10 protein-coding genes are annotated in these 21,516 nt (G+C 40.2%); all 10 read left to right on the plus strand.

Annotated elements, in window-relative coordinates:
- Window positions 1-16: 16 nt before the first annotated feature.
- The 10 genes from GGR21_RS00460 to GGR21_RS00505 all read left to right on the plus strand — a co-directional run bounded on the left by GGR21_RS00460 (window position 17) and on the right by GGR21_RS00505 (window position 21,494).
- On the plus strand, window positions 17-3,430 hold the full coding sequence (locus GGR21_RS00460) for a glycoside hydrolase family 2 TIM barrel-domain containing protein (RefSeq protein WP_183305180.1): 3,414 nt from the start codon (window positions 17-19) through the stop codon (window positions 3,428-3,430).
- Between the two features lie 93 nt (window positions 3,431-3,523).
- Window positions 3,524-6,922 (plus strand): SusC/RagA family TonB-linked outer membrane protein, encoded by a 3,399-nt coding sequence (locus GGR21_RS00465; protein ID WP_221232865.1) that lies wholly within the window; start codon window positions 3,524-3,526, stop codon window positions 6,920-6,922.
- Window positions 6,923-6,933: 11 nt separating this feature from the next.
- Window positions 6,934-8,841 carry a RagB/SusD family nutrient uptake outer membrane protein gene (locus GGR21_RS00470; protein WP_183305182.1) on the plus strand — a complete coding sequence of 636 codons (1,908 nt, stop codon included), beginning with the start codon at window positions 6,934-6,936 and terminating at the stop codon, window positions 8,839-8,841.
- A gap of 18 nt (window positions 8,842-8,859) precedes the next feature.
- Entirely contained in the window at window positions 8,860-10,269 is a 1,410-nt protein-coding gene (locus GGR21_RS00475; RefSeq protein WP_183305183.1) for a BACON domain-containing protein, read from the plus strand.
- A gap of 55 nt (window positions 10,270-10,324) precedes the next feature.
- Complete coding sequence (locus GGR21_RS00480) at window positions 10,325-11,254, plus strand: glycoside hydrolase family 16 protein (RefSeq protein WP_183305184.1); 930 nt, start codon at window positions 10,325-10,327, stop codon at window positions 11,252-11,254.
- A gap of 366 nt (window positions 11,255-11,620) precedes the next feature.
- The gene (locus tag GGR21_RS00485; RefSeq protein WP_183305185.1) at window positions 11,621-12,940 is read left to right on the plus strand and encodes an MATE family efflux transporter; all 1,320 of its coding nucleotides are present in this window, start codon (window positions 11,621-11,623) and stop codon (window positions 12,938-12,940) included.
- 414 nt (window positions 12,941-13,354) lie between these two features.
- The gene (locus tag GGR21_RS00490; RefSeq protein ID WP_183305186.1) at window positions 13,355-16,333 is read left to right on the plus strand and encodes a BACON domain-containing protein; all 2,979 of its coding nucleotides are present in this window, start codon (window positions 13,355-13,357) and stop codon (window positions 16,331-16,333) included.
- A gap of 68 nt (window positions 16,334-16,401) precedes the next feature.
- A complete protein-coding gene (locus GGR21_RS00495; RefSeq protein WP_183305187.1) occupies window positions 16,402-17,586 on the plus strand; it encodes a DNA/RNA non-specific endonuclease in 1,185 nt (394 codons plus the stop codon).
- 15 nt (window positions 17,587-17,601) lie between these two features.
- Entirely contained in the window at window positions 17,602-18,633 is a 1,032-nt protein-coding gene (locus GGR21_RS00500) for an endonuclease/exonuclease/phosphatase family protein (protein WP_183305188.1), read from the plus strand.
- A 50-nt stretch (window positions 18,634-18,683) separates the two neighbouring features.
- Entirely contained in the window at window positions 18,684-21,494 is a 2,811-nt protein-coding gene (locus GGR21_RS00505) for a TonB-dependent receptor domain-containing protein (RefSeq protein WP_183305189.1), read from the plus strand.
- Window positions 21,495-21,516: the final 22 nt, after the last annotated feature.

A 21,516-nucleotide genomic window follows, 5' to 3' on the forward strand; every position in this document is an offset into this window, starting at 1 on the left:
TAGAATAGTAATTATTATGAAAAAACTACTTATTGGCTGCTTATTGTTTTTGACAGGTATAAATCTGGCAGCACAAGATAAGTTACCTTACTGGAAAGATATCAATGTATATTCTGTCAATAAAGAAGCTCCACGCTCGGCATTTATGTCATACAGTAATAAGGCACAGGCTTTGACAGGGGTGTATGAAAACAGTAATTATTATCAATTGCTAAATGGTAATTGGAAGTTTTATTTTGTCGATAGCTACATACAATTGCCCGATAATATTACGGACCCTAATATCAGCACCGATTTATGGCATGACATCAAAGTGCCGGGTAATTGGGAAATCCAAGGTTTTGGAATACCTATATATACCAATCATGGATATGAATTTAAACCACGCAATCCAACCCCTCCACTTTTGCCTGAGGAGAATCCGGTGGGTATCTATCGCCGCAATATAGAGATCCCTTCAGATTGGACAGGCAGGGATATCTATCTTCATCTTGGAGGAGTTAAGTCGGGAGTATATGTATATGTTAATGGACAAGAAGTTGGTTATAGCGAAGATTCAAAGAATCCGGCGGAGTTTAATATCAATAAATACATAAAGGCAGGAAAGAATATCCTCACGCTCAAAGTATTCAGATGGACTACAGGCTCCTATCTTGAATGTCAGGACTTCCTGCGTATAAGTGGTATAGAACGCGATGTCTATCTGTGGGCGCAACCTAAAGTGGCACTGAAAGACTTTTGGGTAATATCTACATTAGATGATAGTTACAAAAACGGGATTTTCAAACTGGCATTGGATATCGAAAACCATGAGAAAGTAACTAAAAGCACAAGTGTATCGTATGAATTATTGGACGCAAAAGGACACATTGTAATTACTGGATCAGATAATATCGAGATAGAAGCTGATGGAAGGCATACCGTAAAATTTGCCGCCACATTAGAGAATGTCGCTACTTGGACTTCTGAGAATCCGAGCCTTTTCAAATTGGTGATGACAATAACCAGCGATACCGGTCAGGAAATAATTCCATTCAATGTCGGTTTCCGCAAAATAGAAATTAAAGAAAGCGAATTTGAAAAAGGGGATGGAGAAAAACTCAGACTATTTTATGTCAATGGGCAGCCTATCAAAATAAAAGGAGTAAATGTACATGAAGTGAGCCAGATTGGAGGACATTATGTAACACCGGAAGAAATGCGTCGCGATTTTGAACTAATGAAATTACACAATATAAACTCTGTCCGTTTGTCTCATTATCCGCAAGATAGAAAATTCTACGAAATGTGTGACGAGTTTGGTTTTTATGTATATGACGAAGCAAATATCGAATCGCATGGCATGTATTATACCCGGTATCTGGACGATGTACGTAAAGGCTCTGATGGACACAAAGATGGTACTAAGCTAGGTACTTTAGGGCATAATCCGGACTGGCTCGATAACCATTTGTACAGGATCAATAATATGTTTCAACGCAATAAGAATTACCCGTCACTAACCATCTGGTCGTTAGGAAACGAGGCGGGTAATGGCTACAACTTCTACACAGCCTATATGGTGTTGAAAGATTTAGATAAGGATTTGATGAATCGGCCTGTCAACTATGAACGTGCCCTTTGGGAGTGGAACACAGATATGTTTGTACCTCAGTATCCGAGTGCTGCATGGCTCGAAGAGATAGGAGCCAAAGGAGCAGACCGCCCGATTGTGCTTTCCGAATATGCTCATGCAATGGGCAATTCTACCGGAGACCTGCATGGACAATGGCAGGCTATTTACAAATATCCTCAATTACAGGGCGGTTATATCTGGGAATGGAAAGATCATGGAGTTTTGATGAAAGATGAAAAAACAGGCAGGCCTTATTGGGGTTATGGTGGAGATTGGGGTGTAGACCAGCCTTCAGACGGGAATTTTATGTGCGATGGATTGCTCCGTAGCGATCAGGTACCACAACCGGGACTTACTGAGGTAAAATATAATTATCAGGACATTGGATTTGAAGCGGTAGATCTGGGACAAGGATTGTTTAAGGTTATAAATAGGTTCTACTTCACCAATTTATCTGACTATCTGGTAAAGTATAAGATTTATAATAATGGAAAACTATTGAAGGAGGCTGTATTGAATCTGAATACAGCTCCGCAAACTTCTTCCGAAATCGAAATACCTTATTCATCCTTCAAGCATATTGCACCCGGAGAGTATTTTGTAAACTTTGAGGCATTTACCAAGCATGCAACGCAACTTGTTTCTGAGGGATATATGCTGGCTCATGACCAATTTCAACTACCATTGACACAGGAGGAAAAGGCATATGATAGAACCTTTAACAACCCGGGTTTGGAGTATACTGAGGATGGGGATAATGTACGCATACATTCTTCGAAAGTAAACTTCGTGTTCGATAAGAAACAAGGTATAGTCACCTCTTATAAAGTTGATGGCACAGAATATTTTAATGATGGATTTGGTATACAGCCTAACTTTTGGAGAGGTCCTACTGATAATGACTATGGAAACGGAGCACCGATGCGTTTGCAAACATGGAAGCAGGCAAGCAAGAACTTTAATGTTATCAATGTAGAGCGAATGCCGACCTCCGACTATACCGTAGCCATGCAGGTTGATTACTTACTACCGACGGGAAATCACTATCTATTACAATATTCGTTAGACCGATCGGGAACTCTTCATGTTTCTGCAAAATTTACAGCGCTTGAAATAGAAGCTGACGATGTAGCTAAAACTCTGGAGGCCGAAACTGCAACTCATTCGCCACAGGCTATTGCTGATTTGCAGGCAAAAGCTAAAAATAAGATTCTCGAAATACCTCGTGTCGGCGTCCGGTTTAGGCTCCCTGTGGAGATGGATAATATTAAATACTTTGGCCGAGGGCCGGAGGAAAACTATATAGACCGCAACAAAGGAACGCTTGTCGGGCTATATAGCGCAAAGGTGGAAGAGCTTTATTTCGGTTATGCACGTCCACAAGAAAACGGGCATCATACCGATTCCCGTTGGTTTACTGCAACGACAAATAAAGGCAAAGGCTTGCTAGTGAAAGCCACAGAAACAATCGGGTTCAACGCATTAAGAAATACAGTTGAAGATTTTGATGCTCAGGAAGCAGATGCGCCCTATCAGTGGTACAACTTTACACCGGAAGAAATAGCGAACCGTGATGACGCTAAAGCTGAAAATAGACGCCCTAAACAGACACACATAAGTGACATTGAACCTCGCGATTTTGTGGAAGTTTGTGTAGACATGAAGCAACAAGGTGTTGGTGGATATGACAGCTGGGGCTCCAGACCAATACCGGCTGCTACGATCTATTCGAATGTAGACTATGACTGGTCGTTCACCCTTGTTCCAATTAATAGTACCAGAGATGCGGAGAGTAAGATATTATTAAAATATTAAGATGAAAAGATGATATTGAAAAATAGTCAGTTTTGAAGAAAACGGCACTAAGACCTTTTATATTAATAACAACTTAATAAAAATGAAAAACAAATGAGATTTAAAATGAAAAACAAGTGGCTTTTATGGTGGAAACCATTATGCCTGATACTTCTTTTGGTCACAATATTACCATTAAGAGTAGATGCAAAAGAAGATATAGAACAACAATCTGATATAACAGTCAGAGGAATTGTATCTAGTGAAAGCGGAGAGACTCTCGTTGGAGTCAGTGTAGCTGTCAAAGGAACTACTATTGGTACATTTACAGGGGTTGATGGAGATTATATGATTAAAATTCCTTCACAAGGAGGAACGCTTGTCTTTTCTTACATAGGCTTCACTACTAAAGAAGTAAAAGTGACTAGTGAGACAATCCTGAATGTGACACTAACTGAGGAGTCAGAACTTTTGTCCGAAGTTGTAGTAGTCGGTTATGGAGTGCAAAAGAAAGTAAATCTTACAGGATCAGTTTCAGCAGTTGGTTCCGAAAGACTTACGAATAGAGCTAATGCAAGTTTGTCAACTTCTTTGTCCGGTTTATCTACAGGTTTGAGTGTATCGCAAGCTAGTGGTAATCCGGGATCGGAGGATGTTAGTTTTACAATTCGTGGTGCGGGATCTTTTAATAACAGTAGCCCGATGGTAATAATAGACGGAGCTCAGGCTTCGATGAGTGATATTAATCCGGACGATGTGGAAAATATATCTATTTTGAAAGACGGGGCATCAGCAGCAATCTATGGCGCCCGGGCAGCAAATGGAGTTATATTGATTACTACGAAAAAAGGAACAAAAGAAACAGCGCCTAAAATAACATATAGTAACTTATTTGCTTCTCAAAAACCGGTGACAAGCTTAAAGCTTATGTCTGACATGCCTTCATGGATGGAATGGCATAATACGGCACAGCGCAATAATGATGTAAATGCCAGTGTATGGTATAGCGACTATCTGATAGACACATGGAGAGCTGCAAACTCTAATCCGTACGGGGTTGACAACGGATATGGCATACCAAACTGGATGGCTTATCCAAATACAGACTGGTCTGAAGAAATGTTCAAATCGAGCTTTTTCCAAAGGCACAGCCTGTCTGTCTCGGGAGGTTCCGAAAACAGCACTTATTTAGTGTCGGTAGGGTATCAGGACAATCCCGGAACTCTTACAAACACCAGTCAGGAAAGATTCAACGTTCGCGTCAATACAGAATCTACAATTGCTAAGATTCTGAAATTCGGGACTCAAACGTATTTAACCAAAACCAAAAAAGATCCGGGGAATGCATCCATGTCCTTCTTGCTGCAAGCATATCCGGGCATGATTCCTGAATACAATGGATACTATGGGGCAGGCGAAGACCCTACTCAGTACGACAGGCAGAATGTACTGAGGAATGTTGCTGCGGCAGGAGGTAAGAATGAGAATACCACTATCAATACTACTTGGTATCTAAAAGGTGATATTTGGAACGGTATTAGCGGAGAGGTGAAATTTAATTATCAGGAAATAACTGAAGATTCGGAAGGCTATAATAAAAACCTGCCTATGTACAGCTTCCGTTTGGGAACCGAAAACCCGGTGAATGTAATGAACACATTGGATAATACTCCTATAACAAGGAGCCATGCAAAAACGTCGAGCTACTTGTTAAACTTCTTCTTATACTACGATAAGAAAATTGGAGATCATAATATAAACGCGTTATTGGGATACGAACAAATGTTTTGGGAAAAATCCGGCTTCAGAGGTCGGAGCGAAGGCATGATAGACTGGAATATAACCGATCTTCCTGCTTCAGCAGGAGAAAACGATCAATTCTATGCCAGTCCCGCAAAAGGTGATTATGCTATGATTTCATATTTCGGGCGGGTAAATTACAATTATAAAGGCAGATACCTATTCGAAGCCAATCTTCGCGCCGATGCTTCATCGAGGTATGCACCGGGACACAGATGGGGTTACTTTCCTTCATTCTCGGCCGGATGGCGTATTTCGGATGAAGAATTCTTCGCCCCATTGAAAGAAAGCATCAACGACCTGAAAATTAGAGGTTCGTGGGGAAAACTGGGAAATATAATATCTGACTATTATCCTTGGCAAGCGCTTTATGGTGAAACGAATGGAGTTCTCGGCGGGGCAATTTCAAACGGTTTGGCTCAGAGCCAGCCATCCAATTATAACCTTACCTGGGAAAAAGTATCCACTTTCGACCTTGGGTTCGATGTTTTTGTACTCAACAACAGGATGAACCTATCAATGGACTACTACGAACGGCATTCTACAGACATTCTGGACAAGCCTGCAATGTCTTTGACACTGGGCGTTATACCGAATAATCAATGGCTCAACACTTCCGATATGGTCAATAAAGGGATAGAAGTATCAATAGGTTGGAATGATAGAATAAAAGATTTCAAATACGGCGCTATGCTAAATGTGTCATACAATACCAATAAAATAACCCAATTTAGGGGGGCTTTAGATTACGGGGCTGTTGGTGGACAGTACGACATCTGGGGACGTCCTGTGTATGGATACACTAACCTGGGAGATGCATCAACCGTGAATGGCAATACGAGAAGAGTAGAAGGACATATGATAGACGAATACTATATGAATGTCCCATACCAAGGGTCCGGTAGTTATTACACCTCTAATGGACAAGTAGATCCGAAAGGAGGGCCAAAAGATGGGATGATCAGGACAAAGGCCGATTTGGAATGGGTAAAGAGCATGATTGCCGCCGGATATGATTTTGGGTATCAGGTCGGATCTCCTACAGTAGATGCTAACGGGAATGTAACCGGTGGGTCTGGAGGTACATTGTGGTATGGAGATCAAATTATGGCCGACCTGAATGGAGACGGCATATACGGAGATAGCAACGATCAAAAATTCACAGGCAAATCGGCTACCCCGAAGTGGAACCTGGGAGCAGTTTTCACGGCTGAGTGGAAAGGATTCGATTTCAGTATGTCATGGGAAGCCAGACTGGGATCATATGGTTATGTGGACAGCAAAGGTGTGAACGGAAATATTTCATTGTCATACGATGCTATTCCTGCAGACGCGGCATCTGTATACTATACATATGATGCCTACCAGTCTGTTTACAACTACGATAACTATGATCCTGCGACAGACCCTAATGCGAATATAAATGGGAAGTATCCACGTCTGTTGGCTGCAAGTAGCAAATCTCCGGCAAACACACTTTATTTGCAAAATACGTCATTCCTGAAACTCAGAACGTTGCAAATAGGATATACACTTCCCAAAAAATGGATTAAATCGGCCCGGTTGAGTAATGTCAGGATTTTTGCAACAGGAGAAAACCTGTTAACAATCAAAAGTAAAAACTTCAGAGGGGTTGATCCGGAACTGGGAAGCAGCGTAATCGTATATCCTTTGTCAAGAATGTTCTCAGGGGGAGTAAATATTACATTTTAAATAATACACTTATGAAAAAATATATATATTCAGTAATAATTATAATTTGCATATCACTTTTTTCTTGCACCGATATTCTGGATAGGAATTCGTCCGGGGAAATTGACTCCGGCTCTATATGGTCTTCCGAGAATCTGGCCGCGCAAGGAGTTAATGGAATGTATCAGGCTTTACGTATGCCTGTGTGGTCCGGTAGTTTTGTCGGGGCAACTACCAATCTGGGATATTATGCATGGGAAGCATTTGGGATGACAGGACAAACAAATAAATCGGCATACGGTTTATTTAGTGACGGAAATGCCGGAAATACGCAGTTTTCATCCGTTTGGAAATGGTGCTTTACAGGTATCAACAGAGCGAATGATGCCATCAATGGATTACCGGATACACCTATGGATGAAGCGAAAAAAGAACAATGGATAGCTGAAGCTAAAACACTCAGGGCTTTTTTCTATATGCGGTTGACAGAACTTTATGGCAGAGGCATCGGAGTGCCTATTTACGATGAGGTGGTTACTGGTAGTACTTCTACTAAAGGACAAAGTTCCGAAAGTGAGGCTTGGGATTTCATTATCCAGAGCTTAACAGATGCTATCAACTCCCCGAATTTTCCGGATAATACGATCGGAAGTAGCGGAAGGGTCTCTAAAGGTACGGCGTATGCTCTCAGAGGAAAAGCTTACCTTATGCGTAGCATGAGCCTGAATGAAAACCATTACGCTGCCGCGGTAGCTGATTTCGAGGATGTGGAAGCTATGGGCTATGGGCTATTCGGCGACTATGCCGGGATTTTTAAGGAAAGCAATGAAGGCAATAATGAAATGTTACTGGTAGTTCAGAATATTGCCACGCAGGTTTGGGCTGACGCAAGTGGTATAGAACCTATGTATGGCTCATCTGTCCAAAAATATTGTGCGCCATATCAAGCCGGCTCCAAAGACTCCAGAGGATGTTGGAATGATATTCAGATTACACCTGCTGCTGTAGATAATTTTGAGGTTTTAGTAGATGCCAATACAGTAAAAACATTCAATTGGAATGACTTTATTCCCGGATATAATGAAACCGGCTACGCAGACAGGATGGTTTATTTCTTACGTAATACTCAAAATAGCGCAGGTGTGGATATTCATGCTAATATAACGAGAGAGGTTAACTTAAAATTGAGTGGCATTTCCGCAGCAAATATATCTAAATATCTACCTTCGGGAAACGAAGATCGGATAAGTGCTGCATATGCCAATAGAGATCCAAGATTGGAAGCAAGTATTATAACTCCATACAGTTCATTTATAGGTGTCAATAGCAGTTCAAGTGCAGTCGGTGAATATATTTACAGATGGCCGGCGCTAGGGGCAATATATTTTGATGGAGCCAATGCGGAAAGTTCTTTAGTGTCAGGTATGAAAAGTACTCTTACATCAAATAATACCGCTGTATTAGTGTATATGTTCCGCAAATTTGTATCTGAGGGTGTAGAACTAGAGTATAGAAACACTAGCCCTGTCGACGAACCTATATTACGCTATGCTGATGTATTACTGATGAAGGCTGAAGCATTGGTAGAACTAAATGATTTGTCGGGAGCGAAAGCCGCGGTAGAACGAATAAGAAATAGAGTGGGAATGCCTACAATGGCTCAGTCTTTTGCAAGCCAGACTATTGCCCGCGATTATGTGAGAGACGAAAGAAGACGTGAATTTGTAGGAGAAGGGGTTAACTTCTTTGACGAAATGCGTTGGGAAACATTGAAGGAAACGAAATTTGAGTATGCCTCGAAATCTGCTTTGCAAGTTACAGGAGCCAGTGCACCTGGTCCGACTTATGTTTGGAGAGATTCATGGTATACATGGCCTGTGCCAAAAGATGAAGTGGAAATGAATTCGAACTTAAAAAGAACACCAGGCTGGACATATTAATACTCTAAATTTTTTATTATGAAAACAAATAAATATTCAATCATATTAATTCTGATCTTAGGGTCGCTATTTAGTTGCAATAGTTACGATGATCCAACACTTGATCAAAATGAATTTATCGGTAACCCGGTATTTGAAGTGTCAGAGGAGAAATTAGATCTGGATCTAAATGCTACGACAACTCAAATAGATGTAACTACCAATACAGTATGGTGGACAATACAATCCAGCCAGAGTTGGGTGACGGTAACTTCTGATACATTATATGGAAATGCAAATGTCAAAATTGAAATTTTGGAGAATACTACAGCAGATACCAGAGTTGCAGACCTGACACTGAAATCAGGGACTAACGGTCCTGAAAAAACAATAGTTGTGACACAAAAAGGACTTCCTTCTCATATTGATATATCTACTTCCAATATAACAACAACAGGATACGGAGGTACTTATGAAGTGGACATTACAAGTAATGCAACATGGACTGTGAATGTGAATAAACTGGCAGAGCCAAATACCGATTGGATTACGGTATCGCCTATGTCGGGACAAGGAGACGGCAAAATAGTGATAACAATTATCAAAAATGTTAGCAATGTCGATAATCTGAATGCCATTGTAACTGTTAGTGTTGCCGATGAAATGAAGGAAATATCAGTAGAGCAAAATGGCAGTGCTTCGTGCGATGCTCCGGACAACACAACAACACTTTACTTCAACGAGTTCTTCCCTTGCGAAGATGCTCCTGTGGGATCTACCTGGACACTGACAGACCCTCGTGATGACAAAGAATATAGAGTACGTTTGATGGCCGACGGTAATATCTGGATGATAGACGACCTTAGATTCTCGGGTGATACAGGTGCACAAAAAGCTAATCTGGAATCGGTTACCGGATTTGATGGTAACGGTCACGCAACCTTAGGAAACTATTTCCCTAACTACTATGGCGACGTAACCAATATGAGACAATACTCTTATATACCGGCAGAAAGAGGCTATTTCTACGGATGGCAAACTGTTATTCAATCAGCATACGCCCGTAATGCCGGAGGTTACTCAACCAACCTGGTTCTTGAACCGGAATACCAGGGTATCGCTCCTGATGGATGGCAGGTGCCATCCATCGGACAGTTTGAAGAGTTGTATGCCAAAATAGGATTCAGTGGTTTTATGAACGACTGGGAAGCTGTCCTCGGCGGTAATATGAACTATGGCCAGAGTGCTGCTGCTAACTGGGGTGTAAACAGCTATGGTTCATACTGGACTATTACACAAAAAGTCAGGGATATAGGTGCTCCTGCAAGTGCAGATAACAATACAATTCTTGTATGGAGGGTCAACTCAGGAAGTTCCGATTGTGCTACGGCCGAATCGCCACGAAATTATGGTAATATTGTACGTTTATTAAAAAAGAAAAGTAATTAATAGGGTAAATAGGAGGGTACCTCCCCTCCTATTTACTTAATATAGAAGGAAAAATATGAAAAAAATAATTATTGTTTTGCCGGTAGTTTTTATACTAATGTGCTCTTGCAGTAGCGATGAACACGATAGTACACAACCTACGCCATGGCCTAAAGATCCGAATGAACAAGAGAATGGGGATAAATCCGGAATTGATAAAACATACGCAATAGGTCAGCAGCTTGAAAATGCTCAGATTCAACTAGTTTGGGCTGATGAATTTGATGCTGATGAGTTGAACCTCGACTATTGGACCTATGAGAGAGGTTATGTGAGGAACAGCGAAGTGCAATATTACACTGTTGGCAGAAAAGAGAATTGTAAGTTAGAGAACGGAATGCTTGTACTCACCGGACGAAAAGAAGAAGCTTCGTTTGAAGATCAGGATGGATCTCATAATGATTCATACACTTCGGCCAGTATTATCACCAACACAAAAAAATCATGGAAATATGGACGTTTCGAAATACGTGCCAAAGTGCCGGGTGGAACAACTGGTATATGGCCGGCATTCTGGGCTAAAGGAGATAGCCAGAATTCGGGAGCATCATGGCCTAGTTGCGGAGAGATCGATATCATGGAATATGCGGTAAAAAGTCCGTATGAGATGATCAATAATGTGATATGGGGAGAATCGTCCTCGGCATCGAAAAGCAGTACAAAGAAAGTGCCATCTAATGCGAAATACTCAGACGCATTCCACATATATTCTCTCAATTGGAGTTCTACCCAAATTACATTTGCTATTGATAATAAGGTTACACATGTGGTCGAGATGTCTGATATTTCGCCAAATCCTTTTCATCAGCCTTTCTCAATCTTATTAAACTTAGCACTGGGTACTCCTACCGACTCCAGCCTGGGAGGGAAGTTTGATGAATCGAACTTACCGGTACAATTTTTTGTTGAATATGTTAGAATATATCAAACTTCTACTGAAGACTAATCCATAGAGTAAAATGTTCTACTTAAGGGGGGTATTCTAAAGATACCCCTTTTATTATTAATAAATTGGCCTACCTAAATATATATAAGGTTTCAATTTTAATATACAGGTTATTTTTAATAAGTATCCTTTGTCCCAATTTTCTGTAAAATCTATATCTTTGCATTCGTAATTCAATTTATTGTCTCATTTATGAAGTGGCAACTCTGTATATAGCTATTCAGCTTCGGGTTTGTCGGGGAATATCTCTCCGGCATTAAATTATTATGCCCGTGTTCCTCACAGAGTTTAATTAATAAAAAATATTAATGATTGTTTGCAGTACCTTGAATGGTACTGTAGAGACATGCCGTTTTATAAAAACAAATGAATTATACATATAAACAAATATGGCTCATCAATTTGCCCATAATGGTGAGTCTGCTCATGGAGCAGTTAATAAATTTAACGGATTCCATTTTCTTGGGGCACGTCAGTCAAATAGATTTAGGGGCTTCCGCATTAGCTACAATGTATTATACAGCTATTTATATGCTCGGGTTTGGTTTTAGCCTTGGGACTCAAGTTGTTATTGCAAGGAGGAATGGAGAGGGACGATATACCGAAGCCGGCCGGGTGTTCTATCAGGCTATAATTTTTTTATCTGTTTTTGCCGTTGCCGTTTTTGTATTGTCCAAACTGTTTTCTCCTTCATTACTACGTATGTTGATTTCATCGGATAATGTTTATCAGGCTACTGTACGATATATGGAGTGGCGGGATTACAGTTTCTTGTTTGCTTTCCCTTTGTTGGCGATCCGTGCTTTTTTTATCGGAACTACAAATACCAAAGTTCTCACCTCCACCTCCATTGTAATGATAGTCTGCAACATTGTATTCAACTATCTGCTGATTTTTGGAAAAGCAGGGTTTCCCCGTTTGGAAATCAGTGGGGCTGCTATATCTTCTTCCCTTACAGGGCTGCTCGGATTACTGTTCCTTATTATTTATATGTGGAAACATGTAGACAAAAAACAATACGGGATACATGCTGTATTTGATCCGAGATTATCACTACATCTGTTAAGTATATCCGTTTGGACAATGGTAAGGCAATTTTTTTGTATTGCCCCGTGGTTCCTGTTCTTTGTGGCGATTGAACATTTAGGTGAATGTGAACTGGCGGCTGCAAACGTGGTGCGAAGTATTTCTATGCTCTTTTTTGTGATTGTCAATTCATTTGCAACCACCACAATTTCATTGGTTAGTAATCTTATCGGTGCAAAGAAACCGGAACAGGTTATGCCAACCTGCCGTTGCGTTATTGCGCTGGATTATTTAATAGGCGTTCCGCTTATCTTGTTGGCTTTCCTTTTTTCAGATACTCTTTTGGGGCTGTTTACGAATGATGCAGAGATTATCAGGACAGCATTTTATCCATATTGTGTAATGCTCTCTACTTTTATTTTTTCTGTACCCGCCTATACTTGCTGTAATACGGTTATCGGTACAGGTAATACAAAGATAGCATTCCTGTTTCAGATGATAAATATAGTTGTCTATTTGCTTTATCTGTTTATATTATCACGTTCGTCAAACATTCCGCTAGCAGTGTATTGGACTGCCGAGCAGTTATATGTTCTCGTGTTATTGATGCTATCCCTGGCCTATCTTAAACGGAATAAATGGCAGAATAGGATTTTATAGTTCTGTGAGATATATCCTTAGCAGGAGTAATATGTGATTTTTCAGATACTTTGTATCTGAAGTTTAAATATTGTTAATGTAGTATAATTAGGTTACGGACTCTTTACATAATAGTTATTTTTTTGATAATAATAATTTCATTTTTTGTCGCATAAGACATATTTACATATAATCATTTAACTATTAATGATTTGGCTTTATTTCTTGGATTTGGTATATTATCTTTAACTGATATTTAATATAAATTCTATTGATTAGTTTTAAGGTTTGTTGTATCTTTATTTAATTAAAAGTAATAAATGCGAATATTCGAAAAGCAAATATTTTGTCTTTATTGTAAATCTATTGCAAATATTAACGTATCAAACAACAAAAATATCAAATTGTATCAATAATTATCTAAAACATTTTAAAATGAGAAAGAGTATTTTTGCAAAGTTGTCGATGGCATTTGCCCTCGCTCTTCTTATTGGCTTTGTAGGCTGTAATCGTGAAGATATAGACTATGAACAGCCTGTACTTGAAATAAATAAAACTCAGTTAGAATTTGATGAATTGGGAGTTGCAGTAGACAATAACGATTCTTTTACAATTCAAACAAATCGGGAGTGGTCTATCAGTGTTCCTGATGCAGCAAGCGAATGGGTCCGGATTTCCAAGTCGGAAGGAGAAGGTTCACAAACAATTAGTGTTACAGTACTATCAAATGCAGGAGAACCTCGTTCGGCAAAATTAAAGGTTTCTTCAAGTATCAACTATGAATATATAGACATTATACAGAGTGGAGCTTTAGCTGCTACACCTATATATAATGAAAAAGTAGGAGATAGTGTCGAAAAGACTAATGATTCGTGGCCGTACGCAGATCAGTTTACAGGTTGGTCGCGTGGAGGATCACTCGATCAAAGTGCTGTAACCTATGGCGGTTCTGGTGCCAATGTGAGTAACAGTGGCGCAGCATTCCAGCCAGCCGATGGGTCAGCTATTACAGGAGCTCCGTATGTAGGACTTAATTATAGCGGAGGCAATCAAAGAACATTTACTATAAGCAAAATAAATGTATCAGAATCATCTAATCTAAGATTGAAGTTTGCTTCTCTTTTCCAGAGTGATTATTCCGGAGGTGCTCAGTTTGGAGAGATAAATGATCAATCATTCCAGGTTAGTGGAAGTCTTGATGGTAGCGCATGGACAGAATTAACTTATAGTGTGAGCAAAGATCCGGCAGGTGGTAGCTGGTATATACTAACATCTGAATTTAAAGTACCGGAAGGTGCAACAGAATTATATTTGAAGTTTGATGCAACACCTCAGAGTAATCAGGGATATCGTATCGATGATATTAAACTAACAAGAGAGGGAACCGGTCAGACTGAAATAGGAGGAGGTGTAATACCTCCAACAGGAGCCATCCTTTCGGAAAATGTAGGAGATACCGAAGTCGCTGCAAACACACAGGTAGATGCTTTTACCGGATGGTTGAAGAGTGGTAGTGGAGCTTCGGGTGTAACATATGCCGGCTCAGCGAAAACTGATGTTCGTAAATCTGTCGTATCTTCAGGATATACAGGTGCTACAGGTGGTAACAATATATTCTTTGGTAGTGAAGATAATGGTACATTCGAGATCAAGGATATAGATGTTACAGGAAAGACGCAGTTAACATTCAGCTTTGGAATCAGTTGGCAAGCAAACTATCCTGATTTTTCAGCGGTAGACAATAATACGATCAAACTATCGGCTAGTATCGATGGTACTAATTATACGACGCTGACTTTCAGTAATGCTGCCACAGCAGGATGGGTATTAGCTACATCAGAATTTAAAGTTCCAAGCGGAACAACAAAACTTTATATCAAATTTGCCGATCCTGCAGCTAAGAGTCAGATACGTTTAGATGACTTTACTCTTGAAGAAGGAGGCTCTGGTACAACAGTAATTGGAGGAGGAACTACTCCGGCAGGAGCCATCCTTTCCGATAATATGGGAGATACCGAAGTTGCTGCAAACACACAGGTAGATGCTTTTACCGGATGGTTGAAGAGCGGTAGTGGCGCTTCAGGAGTAACATATACAGGTTCTGCCAAAACCGACGTTCGTAAATCTGTCGCATCTTCAGGATATACAGGCGCTTCAGGAGGTAACAATATATTCTTTGGTAGTGAAGACAATGGTACATTCGAGATAAAAAATATAGATGTCACAGGAAAGACACAGTTGTCATTCAGTTTTGGAATCAGCTGGCAGTCAGCCTATCCGGATTTTTCGTCAATAGATAATAATACAATCAAACTATCGGCCAGTATAGACGGAACTAGTTATACAGATCTTACATTCAGCAATGCTGCCACTGCAGGATGGGTATTAGCTACATCAGAATTTAAGATACCAAGCGGAACAACAAAACTTTATATCAAATTTGCCGATCCGGCTGCCAAGAGCCAGGTGCGTCTGGATGACTTCACTCTTGCAGAAGGAGGAAGCGGCCAGACTGAAATCGGTAGTGGCGGATCAACACCACAGCTTACATTCGGTAATCCGGCTTTTTCAGGTACAATGACCGCCGGAACAGCTCTGTCCGGAGCTAAAATAACAATACCTTATAGTAATGCCAAAGCGGAGTCGTTTACCGTAAACGTTGCTATTTCCGGTACAGGTGCAGCTGGTATAGATGCGGTGACTGCTAAGAATGTCGTATTAGGAACCGGTTCAGGGAATGTAGAGCTTGATATAGCAGGAACTCCTACTACCGCTGGAGATGTAGTCTTTACTATTACAGGCCTAACGGGATTAGCTACCACAACTGTTAATGCAACAGTTCAGTCGGGAGGATCATCAGGAGGAGATTTCTCCGCTTTATGGGATATGACGGGTATTCCGGCATGGGGAGACTCTCCGATGAATGCTACAGATGTAACAGGTAGTGGAGTCACAGTAGGAGGATTGACTAAAGAAGGCTTTACGATATCCGGGACTCCAGGCAATAATAACTGGGGTGGAGTAGACTTTAGTGCAAATGCAGAAGGTATTTCACTATCGGCACCTGAAAAGTATGCATATTTCACAGTTACTTCAACCTCATCGTTCTCTATCAGTTCGCTGGAGGCAACAATCAGACTAACAAAGACAGGCCCTACTAAAACATCTGTTCAATATAGTATCGATGGTGGTGCTTATGCACAAGCCGGTGCGATAGAGCTTGAAAGACCCACTGCGACAAAGACGTTCCCTAAGGAAACTGTTGATTTGAGCGGAGTTTCAGCTTTACAGAATATCTCATCCGGAAAAACTGTGACTATACGTTTGGTACCGGTTGCAACAGAAGGTACAACAACGGGTAACTGGTATTTGACTGGTGCGGAAGCATTATCAATAAATGGAAGTACCAATTAATTAAGATCACGTTAATAGTTTAATTATCTCCATCATCAGTTTTGGTGATGGAGAATAATCTACAAAATATGTTAGATATAAGAAAAAACTTTAAATATATAGTATACCTGATCTGTTTTGGTATATTCACTTTTACGAGTTGTTCTGATGACGATTCTGATACATCCTCTATAGGTATTGTATTAGATAAAACAATCGTTGATGCATCGGCCGGAGAACAGTTTATAGAAATAAAGGCTTCCGCGGACTGGACTTTATCTATCGATTTCCCTCCGGGAACAGGACAATGGTGTATGATAAACAATTCTAAGACACAAGGTACAGGTAATACATTTGTTGTTCTTAAAACTTATGCGAACCTCGATCCTGAAGAACGTACAGCAACGATTATACTCGAATCCGGTTCTGAAAGGATATATCAGGATATAACGCAAAAAGGAAAAAGTTCGACCGATCCTGATCCCGATCCGGAACCTACACCGCAAGGTAACTGGCTCGAGTTGCCGGAGATAATATCTCAGGATGGGCAAAAAGCCATTACACACTATACAAGTATGACAGAAGGTAGTGTAAATAAGACTGTACGCAACTATAGTATGCTCTTCGATACAAAAGAAAAAATAGCATACTGGGTAGCTTATCCATTACATAGTTCTTACATAGGATCTGCTGATCGTACTGACGACTGGGCTTTTGACCCGGTATTGGCTCAGGCAGAGCAAGGTAATTTCATCAAGGGTTTTGTAAGTCTGGGGTACAGTGATTTTGACAGAGGCCATCAAATACCATCGGCAGATAGAACTCATACAAGGGCTGCTAATCAGCAAACTTTCTATTACACCAATATAACGCCTCAAAACTCAACCTTAAATCAAGGTGTTTGGGCTAATTTGGAAACTCAATGCCGTAGTTGGATGTCTAAGTATGATACATTGTATGTTGTAACGGGTGCATTGCTGAAAACCGTAGGCAATAATGAAACAGTAACCTATTTGAAAGACCATAGTAATAATCAGATTGCAAAACCAAACTACTATTACAAAGTATTACTGGGGAAAAAAGGCAGTACATACAAATCGGTCGGTTTCTGGTTCGAAAATAAATCTTACGTGAGCAATAAAGATTTTATAAATTATGCCAAGAATGTGCGCGAGATAGAGACTCTTTCTGGATTCAACTTCTTCTCTAATTTACCACAAAGTACACAGGATGAGGTTGAGACTGCATACAAAGCTCAGGATTGGGGATTATAACCAAATATAAAGATTATGAAGAAGAATTTTATAATATTTGTTTTTGCGCTGATCCTTACATGGGGTAATTCTCAAGCTCAGGATAAACATCTGGTCATGTTCTATAATGTCGAAAATTTATTTGACACCATACCATCGCCAGGTGTATCTGATAGAGAATTTACTCCCGGAGGCACCAAAAACTGGAATAGCTTCAAGTACTGGAAGAAGATAGCCAATATAGAAGATGTATTGTACAAAATAGCTTATCAGGAGCGTACATTTCCGGCTATTATAGGTCTGTCCGAAATAGAAAACAGGAATGTACTGGAAGATATCGTATCTGCGTCTAAACTGGCGAAGGTTAATTACCAGATTGCTCATTACGATTCACCTGATGACCGTGGAGTTGATGTCGCTTTATTGTACAGACCTGATGTTTTCAAATATGAAGGAAGTTATCCTATAAAGACAGTAGTTCCGGGATTACCTGATTTTAGAACCCGCGATATCCTGTCTGTATGGGGCACTATCGAAAATGAACCATTTTGCTTCTTCGTATGCCATCTACCATCCCGGTTAGGAGGGCAAGCCGCATCCGAATTTAAGCGCATTGCAGGGGCTCAGATTATAAAAAATGCAGTTGATTCTATTCGTCTCGAAAGGCCTGATACCCGGTTTGTTATCATGGGAGATATGAATGATGAACCTACAGACAAAAGCCTTAGTCAGGCTTTGGGTGCAAAGGGTGATCCTTCAAAATTAAACTCAGGAGATTTGTTTAATCCGTTTGTAGCTATGTTCAAAGATGGTTTAGGCACATTAGCTTATCAGGATGCATGGAGTTTATTCGATAATATGATTGTAAGCGAAAATCTTATAAATGCACCACAAGATGGTCTCTCTCTGTTGAAAAAGAAGAAATATTACGGATATATCTTCAATAAGTCTTTCCTGACAGAACAACGGGGGCAATACAAAGGATATCCGTTCAGGACATTCAACGGAGATAATTTTGTGAATGGCTATAGCGATCACTTTCCGGTTTATATTCTACTCTCAAAATAAGCAGATGAAGGTAGGATATCTTTTAAATTAGAATAAAAAAGTATATAAATATGAAAAAGCAATTCTTACTGTTATTTGTATTGATACTGTTGCCGGTCGTTGCTTTTTCCCAGAATGGAAGCATTACGGGGAAAGTGATAGATCGCTTAAGCAGGCAACCGATTCAGGGTGCGCAGATAACACTGCAAACAACAAATCCGCAGACGGTGAAAACCGATGCTCAGGGAGTCTTTAATTTTTATTCAGTTGAGTATGGCCATTATAATGTAGATATATCTATGTTGGACTATCTGCCGATACAACTGATGATAGATGTGAGAAAAGTTGAACAAGATATGGGAACGATCTCACTTTCTACAATGTTTGTTGAGAACAGAAATATAGACGACTTCACCATTGATGAATTAGATACGGAGTTCGAGGATGAGCAGTCTATGCCTAGTATATTGTCAGCCTCAAAAGATGTATTTGACAATGTAGCCGGATTTAAATTCAGTTCTATGCGATTCCGCACACGTGGTTATGATTCGGAAACAGCTGGAGTTTACCTTAATGGTATTTATTTCAATGATGCATTGACAGGATACAATCCATGGTCATTGTGGTCGGGCCTGAATGATGCTACCCGTACACAGGAAGTTACCTCCGGATCAAAAATTGCAGACTATGGTGTTGGTGGGATAAATGGTTCGACGAATATTTATGCTACTGCATCTAAGATACGTAAAGGTGGCCGGGTAAGCTTTGTAAATTCAAGTGGACAATATCGTTACCGTGTGATGGCTACTTATGGATCGGGCTTGCTGGACAATGGGTGGGCATATGCAGTTTCGGTATCTACCAGACAAGGAGGTAATAGTTGGACAAAAGGCACATATTACGATAACTGGGGATACTTTGTTTCGTTAGAAAAGTATTTTGCCAATCACCATAATTTAGCGTTAACGGTTCTGGGAACACCAGGCGAAAGAGCTATTCAGGGTGCTTCCACTCAGGAAGTGTATGATTTGGTAGGCAGCAACACATATAATCCAAACTGGGGATATCAGGATGGAAAGAAACGTAATGCACGGGTCAGAGACAATCATGAGCCTATTATTACGCTTAACTACAATTATGAACCGAATGCCAAATTTAATTTGGCTTCAGCCTTTTCTTTCCGTTTTGGAAAGAATGGATATTCTGCTTTAGACTGGCATGGAGGACAAGATCCTCGTCCGGATTATTATCGTAACCTGCCAAGCTACTTCTTACGTCCGGGAAGCTATTATGATCCGTATAAAGCAGCACTTGCCGCCGAAGGCTGGAAATCAGACTGGAATATTCGTCAGATAAATTGGGATAAAATGTATCATTCCAATAGAAACAGCTACTTCGGGAATGATGGAACGCAATATTATAATGGAGTAGATCCTAACGGGAAACGCCGTTCGGAGATAGTATTACAGGACCGCCGCACCGATCAGCGTGATTTCAGAGCAACAATAAGCTTCAAACAGGCTCTGACAAACAATAGTACGCTGAGAGGAGGGCTTAATCTGAACATAAATCGTACAGAGTATTTTACTACAATAAAGGATTTATTAGGCGGGGACTATTATCTGGACATAGATAAATATGTAGAACGTGATCAGGGTGATGTGGCTGCAATCCACAGCAATATGAATACACCTTACCGTCTGGTGGAAAAAGGTGATAAATATGGTTATGACTATTACGGACATGTACAAAGTCAAAATACATGGTTAACGTATAAATTAGCGGTTGCTGGTTTTGAAATAGATCTGGGAGGCGAAACAGGATTTACCCGTATGTGGAGGGAAGGTCTTTACAAAAAAGGACTATTCCCTGATAACTCGGAAGGAAATTCTGAGAAAAAAGGATTCTGGACTTATACTGCTAAAGCCGGGCTCAATTACAGGATATCAGGCTCACAAATGGTATATGCTAATTTTGTCAGGAAGCAGGATGCACCTCAATTCAAGAATGCTTTTGTATCGCCACGTACAAGGAATGAGTATGTTTCAAATCTTAGTACAGAGAAGACAACAAGCGTTGACTTGAATTATGAATTGCGTTTGCCTTCTGTAAAAATGCGTTTGAGTGGTTTTTATACCGATATCAGGGATAAAATGAATGTCATTAATTTTTACGATGATTTGAGCGGTAGTTTCACAAACTTCTCGATGAGCGGGATAGATGAATTATATACAGGTATGGAGTTCGGTATATCGGTGCCAATTACTCAAAGTCTTACAGCAACAGGAGTGTTCAGCTATGGATATTATAAATATAATTCTAACCCATATGTTACTCAGACACGCGATAATAGTGCAGAGGTCATATTGAAAGACGAACGCGTTCGTTGGAAAGATATGAAAATAGCCGGTACACCGCAAACTGCGGCAAGTATTGGCCTGAACTACCGTGGGCCGAACAATATATATGCCAGTATAGACGGAAACTTTTTTGATGCCATGTATTTGAGCATGAATCCAATGTATCGTACAGATAAAGCGATGCAAGGTCTTGAAGATGATCCCGAAGGTACTTTAAACTGGATGTCTAAAGAAGACAAAATACAGGAAATGGCTCATCAGGAAAGATTTGGCCGGGCTTTTGTATTCAATGCCAGCGTAGGTAAATCATGGAGACTTCCTCATGGTTTATTCTTGGGAGCTAATCTCGATGTTCGTAATATTTTCAACCGGAAATCGATTAAAACCGGAGGTTATGAACAAATGCGATTCAGTAAGATGAGTGATAACGGGGAGTATAATACACATTATAGCCGTTTCGATTCGAAATACTATTATATGTATGGTACCACCTATTACCTGAATGTTTATTTACGTTTCTAAAATTAATAAAGATTGTAGAATT

This window comes from Dysgonomonas hofstadii, from assembly GCF_014196915.1.
Taxonomy (GTDB): Bacteria; Bacteroidota; Bacteroidia; order Bacteroidales; family Dysgonomonadaceae; genus Dysgonomonas; species Dysgonomonas hofstadii.

What these genes read in the sequence shown, in the direction of transcription:
- GGR21_RS00490 (WP_183305186.1), top strand. Translation starts at nt 13,355, where the DNA reads ATGAGAAAGAGTATTTTTGCAAAGTTGTCGATGGCATTTGCCCTCGCT.
- GGR21_RS00485 (WP_183305185.1), top strand. Translation starts at nt 11,621, where the DNA reads ATGAATTATACATATAAACAAATATGGCTCATCAATTTGCCCATAATG.
- GGR21_RS00480 (WP_183305184.1), top strand. Translation starts at nt 10,325, where the DNA reads ATGAAAAAAATAATTATTGTTTTGCCGGTAGTTTTTATACTAATGTGC.
- GGR21_RS00500 (WP_183305188.1), top strand. Translation starts at nt 17,602, where the DNA reads ATGAAGAAGAATTTTATAATATTTGTTTTTGCGCTGATCCTTACATGG.
- GGR21_RS00505 (WP_183305189.1), top strand. Translation starts at nt 18,684, where the DNA reads ATGAAAAAGCAATTCTTACTGTTATTTGTATTGATACTGTTGCCGGTC.
- GGR21_RS00460 (WP_183305180.1), top strand. Translation starts at nt 17, where the DNA reads ATGAAAAAACTACTTATTGGCTGCTTATTGTTTTTGACAGGTATAAAT.
- GGR21_RS00470 (WP_183305182.1), top strand. Translation starts at nt 6,934, where the DNA reads ATGAAAAAATATATATATTCAGTAATAATTATAATTTGCATATCACTT.
- GGR21_RS00495 (WP_183305187.1), top strand. Translation starts at nt 16,402, where the DNA reads ATGTTAGATATAAGAAAAAACTTTAAATATATAGTATACCTGATCTGT.
- GGR21_RS00465 (WP_221232865.1), top strand. Translation starts at nt 3,524, where the DNA reads ATGAGATTTAAAATGAAAAACAAGTGGCTTTTATGGTGGAAACCATTA.
- GGR21_RS00475 (WP_183305183.1), top strand. Translation starts at nt 8,860, where the DNA reads ATGAAAACAAATAAATATTCAATCATATTAATTCTGATCTTAGGGTCG.